This window comes from Nitrospira sp., from assembly GCA_015709715.1.
Lineage (GTDB): Bacteria > Nitrospirota > Nitrospiria > Nitrospirales > Nitrospiraceae > Nitrospira_A.
Genome location: CP054184.1, coordinates 1,757,275 through 1,771,467, shown reverse-complemented (window position 1 = coordinate 1,771,467; position 14,193 = coordinate 1,757,275). Strand labels below are relative to the sequence as shown.

Here is a 14,193-nt window from a genome sequence, read left to right as displayed (position 1 = left end):
AGCAGGCGGCAGCGGGACTTACTTGAGCGTACGCACGAACGAGGGACTCAGCGAGCCGCGCGCCACTTCCGCCACAGGACCCTTCATCGTGAGGCTGAAGTCGGCAGCCACGTCGATGTTCAAGATCCCGCCGGGCATTTTTACCGTCACCGGACTCTTGACGAGTCCCAGTTTCACGGCGGCGCTGGCCGCCGCGCAGGAGGACGACCCCGAGGCCTGTGTTTCTCCCGCGCCCCGTTCCCAAATGAGGATGTAGATTTCCTTGGGGCCGGTCGGTACGGCGAGCTGCACGTTGGTGCGTTTGGGGAAGAGGGAATGGTTCTCCAAGGCCGGTCCCAGGGTCAGCAGGTCCTCCCGGCTCCAGGTCTGGCCCGTGGGCTTGAACAGCACGCAATGGGGATTGCCCACGCTGACGCCCGTGAACTGGAGTGAGCGGCCCACCGCTTCGATCGGCGCCTGGATGAGTTCCTCGACGGACAGGGTGCAGGGCAGCGCCGCTGGTCGGAAGGTCGCTTGGCCCATTTCCACGGTGGCCGCCGAGGCGTCGCCGTGGCGATCGACATGCAGGGTGATCGAGACGAGGCCGCCCTTGGTCTCGACAGTGAACTGTTTCTTCTTCGTCTTGCCGGTCGCATGGAGATACCGCGCGAAGATCCGCAGGCCGTTGCCGGACTTTTCGGCTTCGCTGCCGTCGGGATTGTAAATGCGCAGGCCGAAGTCGGCCTTCTTCGACGGGACCAGGGCCAGGATGCCGTCGCTGCCGAGGCCCCAATGGCGATCGCAGATGCCGCGGATTTTCCCGGGGGTGAGTTTGAAGGTCAGCTCCGTGGGGTCCATGACCACGTAGTCGTTGCCCAGCCCATGCCCGCGAAAAAACCCGTTCTTCATCGGCACACTCCTTTTCGTCGCCTGTTGGTGATGGATCGGAAAGCGGAGGAACAATACGTGGCCCGCACGCGATTCGTCAATGGGGACGAGGCGCCGACCGGCCCCTACACCAGCGCGCTGCCGGGCGGACGTTCGATGAGTTCGATTTCATATCCGTCCGGCGCGTCGATGAAGATGAACCGGCTGCCTGAGGAGGTGCTGGTCGGGCCGTCGGTGATGGGGACTTGCTTGGCCTTGAGGGCCTCGATCGTCCGATCGAGGTTCTCCACCTGAAAGGCCAGGTGCACCAAATCTTCCTGCACCTTCACCGCGCCGCTCGCGGGAAAGCTGCAGAGTTCGATCAGTTCCTCGCTGTTCGGGACCTTCAGAAAAGCCAGCTGCGAGCCGCGCGGGGAGACCTTGCGCTCCAGCACCTCCAGGCCCAACACGTCCTGGTAAAAGCGGATGGTTTGGTCCATATCGCTGACCCGCATGCGGGTGTGCAACAGTTTGGTGACCTTCATGGCCGGGACTCCTTCGCCGTCACGTGGTTCTTGCTGGGCCGATGGTTTTGCGGAGCAGAACCTCAGCATACCCCGGAATGAGAAAGTTCGGCATGGGGCCGATTTCCTGATACCCCTGCTTGCGATAAAAGCGGCGGGCGCCCTCGTTGAAATCCGACACGCAGGCGAACAGATTCTTGGCGCGCGCGAAGGTCAGCGATTCGACATGGGACAGCAGGCGGCTTCCCAGGCCCTGACCGACGGCTGAGGGGGCAATGCCGAGGAGTTCCAGGTAATCGCCGAAGAGGAACTTTCTCCGGACGATGGCGATGCCGAGTGCCGGGCCGTCCTGTCCGATGACGAAGGTGTCGCGCCCTTGGGGGAGCGGCGTAAAGATGCGGTCCCAGTCCGCGGCGGTGAAGCCGAGGCGTTTCCAGGGGTCGGAATCGACCAGGATGCGGACGACGGCGTCGCGATCATCCGCCCGCATCTCGCGAATTAGGGCTGGTGGGCGGCTGTCGCTTGGTGGCATCGCAAAAGATCCGAGACGGTCATGGGGGTGAGGCCCTTGGCCGGTAAGAGGGTGGCCGCCAGGGCTTCGGTGACGGCGCGTGTATGTGTGCCCTTGCCGTTGGCATGCAGCACGATCACGCTGCCGGGCTTGAGCCGCTTCTGGATGCGCGCCTGAATGGCCTCGGCCGAGAGCGTCGGGTCGGGATCGCCTGACTCGATATTCCAGAGGATGAATTGAAGGCCCAGCGCATTGACGGTGTCTACCGTGCGATCGTCATATTCCCCGTAGGGCGGGCGGAAGAGCAGGGCGGTGCGTCCATACTTGCTTCGGAGGGCCTTGACCGGCCCCATGATTTCCCGCCGCTGTTCCTCGACCTCCTGCAGGGGGAGATGGGCATGGACCTCGCCGTGCGTCCCGACCTCAAAAAAGGGAACCGCCAGCAGCCGCTTCACCTCGGCGTCATGTTTTGCCATCCACCGGCCGGACATGAAAAAGGTGGCGGGAATCTTGTTGGTGATCAGAAAGTCGATCAATTCGGCATCGAATCCCGAGGCGGAGCGGACAGGGCAGAGGTCATAGGTCAGGGCCACCGCCGGGCAGGAGGCGGGACCGGCCTTGATGACCTGGGCTACGGTCTGGCGTGGCACGAGCGAGAGCCCGCAGACGAGCCCTACCGCCAGCATGAATGTCGCGCGTGTCATCGCCGGAGAGTATACCCGAAGGCGCGCGGCGGTGATAGTTGACGCTTTGTCCGAGCGGCTGCTACCGTGACCCCATGCAAGGACCAGACTGGCAGATCGGCCGCATTCTCGGCATTCCCATTCGCGTTCACGCCTCGTGGCTGTTCGTGTTTTTCTTCGTCACCTGGTCGCTTGCCACCGGGTATTTGCCGGATATGTTGCCCGGCCTTTCCGAGCCTCGCTATTGGGCGATGGGCGGGGTGTCGGCCTTGCTCTTGTTCGGGTCCGTCCTGCTCCATGAGTTGGGGCATTCGGTGGTCGCGCTACGGTACCGTATTCCCATCGGCCAAATTACGCTCTTCATCTTCGGGGGCGTGGCGCAGATGCGCAAGGAGCCGCCGCACCCCCGCGCGGAGTTCCTGATTGCGATTGCCGGTCCGATCGTGAGTTTTCTCCTGGCCGGGATCTGTCTCGGGCTGGTGGCCTGGGTCGAATCGACATCAGCCGAACCGTCGATGCGCGGACTCCTGGCCTTGGGCGCCCTGCTGGGGACGGTCAACACACAGCTGGGGCTGTTCAACCTCATCCCGGGGTTTCCGTTGGACGGTGGGCGCGCGCTGCGGGCCGGCCTTTGGGCCTGGACCAAGGATTTCTATCGCGCCACGAGTCAGGCGGCTCTCGTGGGGCTGCTCTTCGGGCTTTGCTTCGGCCTGTTCGGGGCCTTTCTTTTGGCCGGATCCATTTCCGGTCAATTGTCGAACGCCGCCGGAAGCAGCGGAGGTTGGATCATTCTCCTGGGGGCCTTCCTCTTTGCCGCAGCGAAGGGCAGTCGGAAGCAGGCCGTCATCCGCGCCTCGTTGGCCTCCGTGCCGGTACGTGAACTGATGGTGACGAACGTGATCGCCCTCACGCCGGACCTCACCTTGGAAGAGGCCGTGAACCAGTATTTTCTGCCCTATGGGTATGGGGAATTTCCCGTGGCGCACGAGGGCAGGTTGGTGGGCGTGCTGGCGGTGCGCGACGTGCAGGCGATCCGGAATAACCTGTGGGGCTTTCGCCGCGTGGACGAGGTCATGCAGCAGACCGGGGAGCACATGTTCGTCTCGCCCGACCTCTCCGCGATGCAGGCCTTGGAACAGATGATGGCGATGGGCGCGGAGCGTCTGGTGGTCGTCCAAGACGGCCGGCTGCTGGGCCTGCTCACGAGAGCCTCTATCGGTCATTTCATCGAACAGCGCCACCCTTCGGGCAAGGGCTCCTCGACCTCAGCGTCCTCCTGACTGCCCGGGCTGGCTGCTCGGGATGATTTCTCCCCGCAAAGTCGGTATTCTTCTGACCGCATGATCACGGGCGACATCAAGAGCCAAATCGATCGTATTTGGGACTCGTTCTGGTCAGGCGGCATTTCAAACCCGCTGGAGGTGATCGAGCAGATCACCTACCTGCTGTTCATCCGCCGTCTCGACGATCTCCATACACTGGAAGAAAACAAGGCGAACCGGCTGAAGCAGCCGATGGCCCGGCGCATCTTCCCAACAGGGAAGGATGGGAAGGGCCGTTCCTACGAAGACTACCGCTGGTCGCGCTTCAAGCACTGTGCGCCGGCTGACATGTACAGCCTGGTCGGAGAACATCTTTTTCCCTACCTCCGCTCCGATCTCGCACGCCAGCTCGGCACCGGCGATTCCACCTACGCGCACCATATGAAGGACGCGCGCTTCACCATTCCCACGCCGGCGCTGCTGGCGAAGGTGGTGGACCTGCTTGACCACGTCCCCATGGAAGAGCGCGACACCAAAGGCGATGTGTACGAGTACATGCTGGCCAAGATCGCCAGCGCCGGGCAGAACGGCCAGTTCCGTACGCCGCGTCACATCATCCGGCTCATGGTCGAGCTGACCGCGCCGCAGCCCACCGACGTGATCTGCGACCCGGCCTGCGGGACGGCCGGTTTTCTGGTGGCGGCGGGAGAGTACCTGCGAGCGCGGCATCCAAAACTCTTGCGCGACGCGAAGCAACGAGAGCACTTCCATCACAAGATGTTCCACGGGTTCGACTTCGACAATACGATGTTGCGCATCGGCAGCATGAACATGCTGCTGCATGGCGTGGAAAACCCCGACATCCGCTACCGCGATTCGCTCGCGCAGGACCACGCGGGTGAAGAGGAGCGGTACACGCTGGTGCTGGCGAATCCGCCCTTCGCCGGCAGCCTCGACTACGAGAATACGGCCAAGGATCTGCTCCAAATCGTCAAGACCAAGAAAACCGAGTTGCTTTTCCTCGCGCTCTTTTTACGGCTGCTCAAACCCGGTGGACGCGCCGCCGTCATCGTGCCGGACGGCGTGTTGTTCGGCTCCAGCAAGGCGCACAAGGAGCTGCGCCGCATCCTCGTGGAAGACCAGAAGCTCGACGCCGTGATCAAGCTGCCCGGCGGAGTGTTCAAGCCCTATGCAGGCGTCTCGACCGCCATCCTCGTCTTTACCAAGACCAACTCCGGCGGCACCGACTTCGTCTGGTTCTACGATGTGGAGGCCGACGGCTGGAGCCTGGACGACAAGCGCACGCCGCTCCTGTCAGAGGACAAGCTTGGGCCAGTGCCCACGATACCCCTCGCCGCCGACGAGCACGCGAAGAACAACCTGCCCGACGTACTCGCGCGCTGGGTCAAGCGCTCAGGTAGCGAACGAGCGCGAGAGCGCACCGCACAGAGTTTCTGCGTGCGCAAGGCCGACATCGCCGCGCAGGGTTACGACTTGTCACTCAACCGCTACAAGGAAGTGGTGCACGAGGTCGTCGAACACCGCCCGCCGAAAGAGATCCTGGCCGAGCTGGCGAAACTGGAAGAAGAAATTCAGCGGGGGATGAAGGAGCTGGAGGGGATGCTGGGATGAAGACGGCCAAACCGCTGGCTCGGCTTCAGGACGTGGCGGCTATCAATCCACCACTAAGCGCGGTACCCGCAACGGACGAAGTCGTCTCATTCCTTCCAATGTCAGCGGTCGATGCTGAAGAAGTTGAGGCGGTTGACGGTGAGACTCGACTGTTCAACGAGGTGAGCAAGGGCTACACGCCTTTTATCTTCGACGATGTATTGGTCGCGAAGATCACGCCCTGCTTTGAAAATGGAAAGATTGCGCAGGCGAAGCCTACGCGTCGATTTGGCTTCGGGTCCACCGAGTTTCACGTCATTCGACCGCACGTCAATGATCTCGACCCGCGCTACCTCGTGCATTTTTTAAGGCAGGAACGCGTTCGGAAGGACGGTGAACGGAAGATGACTGGCAGCGCTGGTCAGCGCAGAGTCCCGGAGCACTTTCTGGCGAATCTTCGACTTCCTCTCCCGCCGCTTCTCGAGCAGCGGCGGATTGCGGCGATCCTAGACAAGGCAGACGAACTGCGACGCAAACGCCGCGCCGCCCTCGCCAAGCTCGACCGCCTTACCCAGTCTATTTTCCTCGACATGTTTGGCGACCCAGCCACGAATCCAAAGGGGTGGTCAGAGATCGCCTGCCTGGGGGAAGTCGCCGACATTGTCTCAGGAATCACCAAGGGTCGGCAGCTCAACGGAAAGACGACGCGGGTAGTGCCGTATCTTGCCGTAATCAATGTCCAGGACCGAGCGCTCAATCTCGCGACGGTAAAAACGATCGAGGCTACGGAGGAAGAGATCAGGCGGTATCGTCTACAGAAGGGTGATCTGTTGCTTACTGAGGGAGGAGATCCCGACAAACTCGGCCGCGGCACGCTTTGGGACAACGAGTTGCCAGAATGCATTCATCAGAACCATGTCTTCCGTGTCCGGCTCACGTCTGACGCGGTCGAGCCTACCTTTCTTGAGTGGCTTATCGGTAGCACGCGGGGGAAACGATATTTTCTTCGTTCTGCGAAGCAAACCACAGGCATAGCCACCATCAATATGACCCAGCTTCGAAGCTTTCCGCTCCTGCTTCCACCCGTAGAGTTGCAGCGACGGTTTGCGACGCGTCTCGCCGAGATCGACCTTGTAGGAGCAGCACAGCGCAATTCGCTATCAAGGTTCGATGATGCATTCGCCTCTCTCCAACACCGCGCCTTCCGGGGAGAGCTGTAGCTCTCTATGGCGATCTTCGGTCACAAAGTTAAGGTTTGGCGATGTCTTAACCTATGCTCAGCGCCCATTCATGCCAGAAAACCTGCCCTGTTTTTGACAGACCAACAGACAAGTCTTTCAAGCTCATAAGAAACTAAAATAAGCGCCGCCCCTTGCAGTCTTGTTAAAGGCTACCTATCATATGGCCTCCGTTCCATCCCTTATGAAAGGGAGCAAGACGCATGGCGGCGAAGTCAAATGCCTCGATACGCGTGGGTCGCTACGTCGATCAGCCCACAGGCTATCGGGCATTCGTCCCTGCGCCGCTCCCCCCGCAACCCCCTCTTTCGCTAACCGGCGATCTACAAGGGCTGCTGTCGGCCGCCGATCGCGCCCTTGGGCGACTTGATGGGTCCGTGCTCACATTGCCCAATCCAGACCTCTTCGTGTTCATGTACGTGCGTAAGGAAGCCGTGCTCTCCAGCCAGATCGAGGGAACGCAGAGTTCGCTGCAGGATCTCCTCGCCGCGGAAGCGAAGTTGTTCGATCAAGACCTGCCGAAAGACGTAGATGCGGTCATCAATTATGTGCATGCGATGAATCACGGGCTCGCCCGCCTTCCCGAGCTGCCGGTCTCCGTGCGCCTCATTCGCGAGATCCACGAGAAGCTCTTGCAGGGCGTTCGCGGCGGGCGCCTTCAACCCGGTGAGCTGCGCACAAGCCAGAACTGGGTTGGCCCCACTGGCTGCACGCTCAACACAGCGACGTTTGTTCCACCCCCACATCACGTCGTGCCATGATCTTCCCCTGATTTCGTGGACACCGGGTTACGCGACAGCCGCCCGTGCTTCAAACTCGGCAGGGGACTGATAGCCGAGGGTGGAGTGGCGGCGTTGCCGATTATAAAACACTTCGAGATATTCAAAGATCTCCTGCTTGGCCTCGTCTCGTGTGGGGTACTGTCGATGATGAATGAGTTCCCGTTTTAAGGTGCCAAAGAAGCTCTCGACGCAGGCGTTGTCCCAGCAATTGCCTTTGCGGCTCATACTGGGGATGAGGCCATACTCCGTGAGTCGCCGCTGGTAGCTCGTGGCGGCATACTGGGTGGATTCAAGTGGTCGTCGCAACATATTCTTTGTTGGCCTATCGGAGCAACTGGTCAAGCGCCTCTGCAGGCGTTTTCCAATCCAGCGTTTTTCGAGGCCTGGCGTTGAGGGCAGCCGCCACGGCCGCAACCTCCTCGGCGCTGTGTACGCTGAGATCGGTGCCTTTCGGGAAGTACTGGCGCAGCAACCCATTGGTGTTTTCGTTGGTGCCGCGTTGCCATGGGCTGTGAGGATCGCAGAAGTAGACCTGCACGCCTGCGTCGATCGTCAGGCGTGCGTGCTGGGCCATCTCAGCCCCTTGATCCCAAGTCAACGACCGGCGAAGCTGCTCGGGCAAGGTGATGATCGTGCGCGTGATGGCGTCACGCACGGCCTCGGCACCGTGTCCGGCGAGCGCGGGCCCGTTCTTCACACGAGCCTCATGGCCATGGCCCATCATGCGAGGTAGGTGCAGCAGTAGGGTGAAGCGCGTCGTACGCTCCACCAAGGTGCCGATCGCGGAGCTGCTCAGCCCCAGAATGAGGTCCCCTTCCCAGTGGCCCGGCAGGGCGCGATCGGCTGCCTCTGCCGGACGGTGACTGATCATGATCTCGGGCGAGATGAAGGCCTTGCCTCTCCTGTGCGTACGCGCCCTCGGCATCCGCAACGTTCGCCCGGTGCGCAAACAGGCCGCCAGCTCGCGGCGCAGCGCACCTCGAGCGTGAACGAACAGCGCTTGATAGATGGCTTCATGGCTGATGCGCATGGTCTCATCTTCCGGGAAGTCGACCGCCAGGCGACGGGCGATCTGCTCCGGGCTCCATGCGTGTGCCCACCGCCTATCCTGCCGCGCTCCATGCCGACGGCCTTTCCAGAGCACGGCCGGGCCGGGCACAGGAGTACCGTTTGGCGCGACGACGACGCCAGCCAGTCGTTCCTCCACATAAGCCCGCAATCTCGCGTTTTGTGCAAGCTTCGCCTGTTTGGGACGGCGAGCGGCTCGCTCGGCGTGCCATTGCGCTGTGGTCGCGCGATATTCCAGCCCGCCACTTCGGGTGGCGGCGTTGCGCCGCAACTCCCGGGAGATCGTCGATGCTGCCCGCCCGAGTCGGCGAGCGACCTCCTGCATCGAGTAGCCTTGCACGCGAAGGAGCGCGATCTCCTCTCGCTCTGCAAACGAGAGATACCGGCCGGAGAGTGGCCGCGCCGAGAGTCCAAACATTGCTGGGGGCATGCCGCCTGCTTTCCGGAACCATCGTGTTCCTACCGGCTGCGACACCCCGGCCTTGACTGCGGCATCCTCACTGGCCATGCCTGCCGCGATCGCCGCCCAGAACCGTCGCCGCACCTCTCCTCCTGCCACCGGCGGTCGACCTGGTGACCGCAAGGGTGGCCGCCCAGACCGATCCGAACGCCGCTTTCGAATGTTCATCGCAACCTCCTTCGTCAAGATGTTGCGACGACCACTTGAGTCCACCTTGACTCCCTCGGTCGGAGTGATGCAGGAGGCCGGCTTGGGGCTGTCGGGTTTTGAGCGCCATGCGGAGGGCCTGTTCGGTTAAATCTCCGGTCAAGCGAGGGCCCATCGCCCAGCCGATGACGGCACGTGAGTACAGGTCCAACAACACGGCCAGATACAACCACCCCTCCATGGTCCAGACGTAGGTAATATCGCCTGCCCAGACCCGGTTGGGCTGCGACACCGTAAATTGGCGTTGAAGCGTGTTCGCCACCACGGGTAAGCAGTGCGACGAATGCGTTGTGGCCTGCCATTTCTTCGCGGCCTTAGCCCGGAGACCATCGTGGCGCATCAGCCGCGCCACGCGATGTTCCCCAACCCGATGGCCCTGTTCGCGGAGAGCCCGCCAGATCCGGGGACTCCCATAGGTCTGGCGACTGTCGTGGTGAAACTGACGAATCGCGGTGAGCAGGTCTCGATTGGCCACCGCCCGTCGACTCTCGGGCCGTCCCCGCCAGGCATAATACCCCGCGGGGGAGACCGCCAGTGCGCGGCACATCAAGCGGATCGGATAGCGACGGTCGTGTTCCTGAATGGCGTGATATCTCATCGCGACTCCTTCGCGAAGAACGCCGCCGCACGTCGTAAAAAATCCCGTTCCTGTTTCAAGGTCGCGTTTTCTCGTCTTAGCCGTGCGAGTTCCTCCTGTCCCGCACGCATCGACTGGCGTGTGTGCCCCTGGTGTTCCGCCTGTTGCTGCTCCGCCCGCCAGCGGTAGAGCAGATGGTCGGCAATGCCCAGATTTCTGGCCACGTGTGCGACAGGCTGTGCCGAGTCTCGTACCAATCGGACTGCTTCGGCTTTAAATTCTTCCGTGTATCGCCGTCGTGTCTTGGTGGTCACGCTGTCCTCCGATTTCATCCTGTTCCTCCTTATACAGGTGTCTCTGAAATCGGGGGAAGGTCACCAGAGGCGCTCGGCGACCTGGAGAGATTCCTCTATGCGAAGGACGAGCTACCACCACTCGTGAAGATCGGGCTCGCGCATGTGCAGTTCGAGACCATCCATCCCTTTCTCGACGGCAACGGGCGGGTGGGCCGGCTGCTGATCACCTTCCTGCTGACCGAGCGTGGCGTGCTCCACAAACCTGTGCTCTACCTCTCGCACTATTTCAAAGCGCATCGGCAGGCTTACTACGATCATTTGCAGGCCGTACGCGTTCACGGCGCCTGGGAAGAGTGGCTTGCGTTCTTTCTGCGCGGCGTGACCGAGGTTGCCGAGCAGGCGGCTGTCACCGCGCGAAACATACTGTCCGTACGCGAGGAGCATCGCCGTGCGATCACCGAGCATCTCGGACGCGCGGCCGGCAACGGCCATAAGGTGCTTGAGTCGTTGTTCGATCGTCCGATCGTTTCCGTCAGCGATGTGCGCAAGATCACTGGGACCACCTTCGCCGCAGCGAACAGTCTGGTTACACGCCTTGCCAAAGTTGGGGTGCTCAGCGAGATGACGGGTTATGCCCGCAACCGACGTTTCCGCTACGCCTCCTACATCGCATTGTTCAACGAAGGCCCATCGGCCGCGCCATGAGCCAGTTCACCTTCCTTCAGCGCGAATGGGCCGCTGTGTTCGAGGCCGCATCGAAGGCGGAAGCGGCAGTGTACGGCGATCCTCGGGCGGCCTGCTTCTATACCCGCCGAGCGTTGGAACTGGCGGTACGCTGGGCCTACAAGCATGACGCTTTCCTCAGGCTCCCGTACCAGGACAACCTTTCCGCCCTGATCCACGACCCCAGTTTCAAACAGTCGGCTGGGGAGGCCGTGTTCAGCAAAGCACGGGTGATCAACACCCTCGGCAACCGCGCCGTACACAGCCATCGCCCGGTGCCTGAGTCGGATGCGCTTGCTGCTGTCCGCGAGCTGTTCCACGTCGCCTATTGGTTCGCGCGTACCTATGCACGGGCAGGACGGCCTGCGCCGACGCTCACGTTCGAGGCCGCCGCGCTTCCGCGTTTGGCCACGATGACGGCGCGGACGGCCGAGCAGTTGCAGACGCTGGACGCGCGCCTGCGAGAAAAGGACGAGAGCCTCGCGGCTCTGCTGACCGGCAAGACCGCACTCGATGAGGAGCTGAAGCGGCTGCGCGCCGAGGTGGCTGAGGCAAAGAAGGCGGCAACCGCCCAGGCCGACCCACATGATTACTCGGAGACCGAGACCCGCGACTACTTCATCGACCTGCTGCTCAAGGAGGCCGGCTGGCCGCTCGACCAACCTCGCGATCGAGAGTATGAGGTCAGCGGCATGCCCAATCAGGAGGGACATGGCTTCATTGATTACGTGCTGTGGGGCGACGACGGTAAACCGCTGGGGCTGGTGGAGGCCAAGCGTACCCGGCGAGATCCCCGGGTGGGGCAGCAGCAGGCGAAGCTCTATGCCGATTGTTTGGAGCGGCAGTACGGCCAGAGGCCGGTCATGTTCTATTCAGACGACTACGAACATTGGCTCTGGGACGATACCAGTTACCCGCCGCGCCGGGTGCAGGGGTTTTACAAGAAGGCCGAACTCGAACTCCTGATCCATCGGCGCGAGACCCGGCGCTCACCGGCACAGGCGCCCATCAGCTCAACCATCGTCGAGCGGCACTATCAGACTCGCGCCATTCGCCGTGTCGCCGAGGCGTTCGAGCGCGACCACGACCGCAAGGCGTTACTCGTGATGGCCACTGGTTCCGGCAAGACACGCACGGTCATCGCGCTGGCAGATTTGCTCATGCGCTGCAACTGGGCCAAGCGGGTCCTCTTCCTCGCCGACCGCGTGGCACTCGTGAACCAGGCCGTGAATGCGTTCAAGACCCATCTGCCCGATGCATCACCGGTGAATCTGGTCGCGGAGAAAGACGGCGAGGGCCGCGTGTATGTCTCGACGTACCCCACGATGATGGGACTGATCGATGAGGCGGCTGACGGCCAGCGACGTTTCGGTGTGGGGCATTTCGATCTGGTGATCATCGATGAGGCGCATCGCTCGGTGTTCCAGAAGTACCGCGCCATATTCGACTATTTCGATTCACTCCTCGTGGGGCTCACCGCGACGCCGAAGGACGAAGTCGACCGTAACACCTATGGCCTGTTTGACCTTGAGAACGGGGTGCCGACCGACGCCTACTCGCTTGAGGAGGCCGTGCGCGACGGCTTTCTCGTGCCGCCACGAGCGGTCTCGGTCCCGCTCAGGTTTCAGCGCCAAGGCATCACGTACGACGAACTGTCGGAAGACGAGAAGGATCAATGGGATGCGCTTGAGTGGAACGACGACGGTACGGTCCCTACCAGGGTGGAGGCTGAGGCGGTCAACAAGTGGCTCTTCAATAAAGATACCCTGGATAAGGTCCTTGCGCATGTGATGACCAGGGGCCTCAAGGTGGCCGGCGGCGACCGACTCGGCAAGACCATCGTCTTCGCGAAGAATCAGCAACATGCGGACTTCATTGCCGAGCGCTTCAACGCCAACTATCCGCATTTCAAGGGAGAGTTTGCGCGGGTGATCACCTTCGAGACCGAGTATGCACAAAGCGTGATCGACAGGTTCTCACAGAAGGACAAGGCGCCTCATCTGGCGATTTCGGTCGACATGCTGGATACCGGGATCGACGTGCCGGAGGTGGTGAATCTCGTTTTCTTCAAGCTGGTGCGATCCAAGACGAAGTTCTGGCAGATGGTCGGTCGCGGCACGCGGCTGTGTCCGGATCTGTTCGGGCCGGATCAGCACAAAGAGTGCTTCTACCTCTTCGACTATTGCCAGAACCTGGAATATTTCAGTCAGGACCTTCCCGCCACTGAGGGCGCGGCGGCAGAGTCACTTGGCAAGCGGCTCTTCAATGCACGGCTGGAACTGATCGCTGCGCTGGATGGCGCTACCCACGAGCCGCCGGTCTCGGCGACTCACGAGGTGCTGCCAACTTATGGAGATCCGGCGACGAAGGAAGAGGTGCGTCGATCCGTCGCGGAGCTGTTGCAAGTCGAGGTGGCGGCGATGAACGTGAATAACTTCGTGGTCCGTCCACATCGGCGCCTGGTCGAACAGTATGCGAAGCCCGGGTCCTGGGTGGTGCTCTCGAAGGAAGCCCTGGCTGAACTCTCCCGCGAGGTAGCCGGATTACCTACTGAGCTCGATCCCGAAAAGGAAGAGGCCAAGCGGTTCGACCTCCTGGCTCTGAGCCTTCAGCTTGCCTTGCTCCGCGCTGAGCCGGGATTCCCGCGCTTGCGCGACCGCGTCAAGGAGATTGCGGGACTCCTTGAAGAGAAGCGCGCGACCCCGATGGTCCGCGGGCAGATGGCGTTGATCCAGGACGTGCAGCGCGATGAATGGTGGCAAGACATCACGGTGCCGATGTTGGAGGCCATGCGCCGCCGGTTGCGCGGGTTGGTGCAGTTCATCGACAGGCGTCAGCGCAAGCCCGTGTACACAGATTTCGAGGACCTGATGGGGAGCGAGAGTACCGTCACCCTGCCCGGGTTTGCGGTGGGAACTGATCACGCCAAGTTTCTCGCAAAAGTGCGAGCCTTTTTGTGTCAACACCTCGATCACGTCGTAATTGCCAAGCTTCGCACGAACAAGCCGCTCACCGCCACCGACCTGTCCGAGCTGGAGCGCGTGCTTGCAGAAAGCGGCACGGGCGGGCCGGACGACATCCGTTGGGCAGCAGATGAAGCCCAAGGCCTAGGCCTCTTCGTGCGATCGCTGGTGGGGATGGAGCGGAGTGCGGCCAAGGAGGCACTCGCGGGATTCATCGCAGGCAAAACCTTCACTGCAAACCAACTTGAGTTCATCAATCTGGTTGTGGACCACCTGACCGAGCACGGGGTGATGGAACCTGCTCGGCTCTACGAATCACCCTTCATCGATCTGAGTCCGCATGGGCCCGACGCGTTATTCAAGCCCGGAGAGCTGGACGATCTCTTGCGTGCGCTGGAAGCCGTGCGCGCCACCGCCTTGGCGGCGTGAGGCTCGATCTCGC

General features: G+C 61.8%; 12 protein-coding genes and 2 pseudogenes. 6 read left to right on the top strand and 8 right to left on the bottom strand.

Translation table 11 applies throughout. The features are described from left to right. Positions 1-18: 18 nt before the first annotated feature. The 4 genes from HRU82_08405 to HRU82_08390 all read right to left on the bottom strand — a co-directional run bounded on the left by HRU82_08405 (position 19) and on the right by HRU82_08390 (position 2,585). Positions 19-888 (bottom strand): diaminopimelate epimerase, encoded by an 870-nt coding sequence (locus HRU82_08405; GenBank protein ID QOJ34964.1) that lies wholly within the window; start codon positions 886-888, stop codon positions 19-21. A 104-nt stretch (positions 889-992) separates the two neighbouring features. Continuing rightward, positions 993-1,391 carry a VOC family protein gene (locus HRU82_08400; GenBank protein QOJ34963.1) on the bottom strand — a complete coding sequence of 133 codons (399 nt, stop codon included), beginning with the start codon at positions 1,389-1,391 and terminating at the stop codon, positions 993-995. 19 nt (positions 1,392-1,410) lie between these two features. Further along, a complete protein-coding gene (locus HRU82_08395; GenBank protein QOJ34962.1) occupies positions 1,411-1,902 on the bottom strand; it encodes a GNAT family N-acetyltransferase in 492 nt (163 codons plus the stop codon). Further along, entirely contained in the window at positions 1,869-2,585 is a 717-nt protein-coding gene (locus HRU82_08390; GenBank protein ID QOJ34961.1) for a polysaccharide deacetylase family protein, read from the bottom strand. The genes HRU82_08395 and HRU82_08390 overlap by 34 nt, the downstream gene beginning before the upstream one ends. A 74-nt stretch (positions 2,586-2,659) precedes the next feature. On the opposite strand from HRU82_08390, the gene HRU82_08385 reads away from it, so the two are divergent. The 4 genes and pseudogenes from HRU82_08385 (at position 2,660) to HRU82_08370 (ending at position 7,433) form a co-directional block, all read left to right on the top strand. Continuing rightward, positions 2,660-3,844 (top strand): site-2 protease family protein, encoded by a 1,185-nt coding sequence (locus HRU82_08385; protein ID QOJ34960.1) that lies wholly within the window; start codon positions 2,660-2,662, stop codon positions 3,842-3,844. A gap of 60 nt (positions 3,845-3,904) precedes the next feature. Next, positions 3,905-5,458, top strand: a complete 1,554-nt coding sequence (locus HRU82_08380; GenBank protein ID QOJ34959.1) for an SAM-dependent DNA methyltransferase — start codon at positions 3,905-3,907, stop codon at positions 5,456-5,458. Positions 5,459-5,556: 98 nt separating this feature from the next. Beyond that, positions 5,557-6,657 carry a restriction endonuclease subunit S gene (locus HRU82_08375; GenBank protein QOJ37153.1) on the top strand — a complete coding sequence of 367 codons (1,101 nt, stop codon included), beginning with the start codon at positions 5,557-5,559 and terminating at the stop codon, positions 6,655-6,657. Between the two features lie 221 nt (positions 6,658-6,878). Then, a pseudogene (locus HRU82_08370) lies at positions 6,879-7,433 on the top strand (Fic family protein). Positions 7,434-7,463: 30 nt separating this feature from the next. Here HRU82_08370 and HRU82_08365 read toward each other — a convergent pair. The 4 genes and pseudogenes from HRU82_08365 to HRU82_08350 all read right to left on the bottom strand — a co-directional run bounded on the left by HRU82_08365 (position 7,464) and on the right by HRU82_08350 (position 10,083). Next, positions 7,464-7,766 (bottom strand): transposase, encoded by a 303-nt coding sequence (locus HRU82_08365; protein QOJ34958.1) that lies wholly within the window; start codon positions 7,764-7,766, stop codon positions 7,464-7,466. Between the two features lie 13 nt (positions 7,767-7,779). Continuing rightward, positions 7,780-9,153: an IS30 family transposase gene (locus HRU82_08360; protein ID QOJ34957.1), complete on the bottom strand. Its 1,374-nt coding sequence runs from the start codon at positions 9,151-9,153 to the stop codon at positions 7,780-7,782. Between the two features lie 43 nt (positions 9,154-9,196). After that, positions 9,197-9,790, bottom strand: a pseudogene (locus HRU82_08355) (IS3 family transposase). Beyond that, entirely contained in the window at positions 9,787-10,083 is a 297-nt protein-coding gene (locus tag HRU82_08350) for a transposase (protein QOJ34956.1), read from the bottom strand. Before HRU82_08350 ends, HRU82_08355 begins: the two are co-directional and overlap by 4 nt. Between HRU82_08350 and HRU82_08345 the strand changes: the two genes are divergently transcribed. Both HRU82_08345 and HRU82_08340 read left to right on the top strand, forming a co-directional pair. Then, positions 9,964-10,770, top strand: a complete 807-nt coding sequence (locus tag HRU82_08345) for a Fic family protein (GenBank protein QOJ34955.1) — start codon at positions 9,964-9,966, stop codon at positions 10,768-10,770. The two genes, HRU82_08350 and HRU82_08345, sit on opposite strands and share 120 nt — an antisense overlap. After that, positions 10,767-14,180, top strand: coding sequence for a DEAD/DEAH box helicase family protein (locus HRU82_08340; protein QOJ34954.1), 3,414 nt, complete (start codon positions 10,767-10,769; stop codon positions 14,178-14,180). Before HRU82_08345 ends, HRU82_08340 begins: the two co-directional genes overlap by 4 nt. Positions 14,181-14,193: the final 13 nt, after the last annotated feature.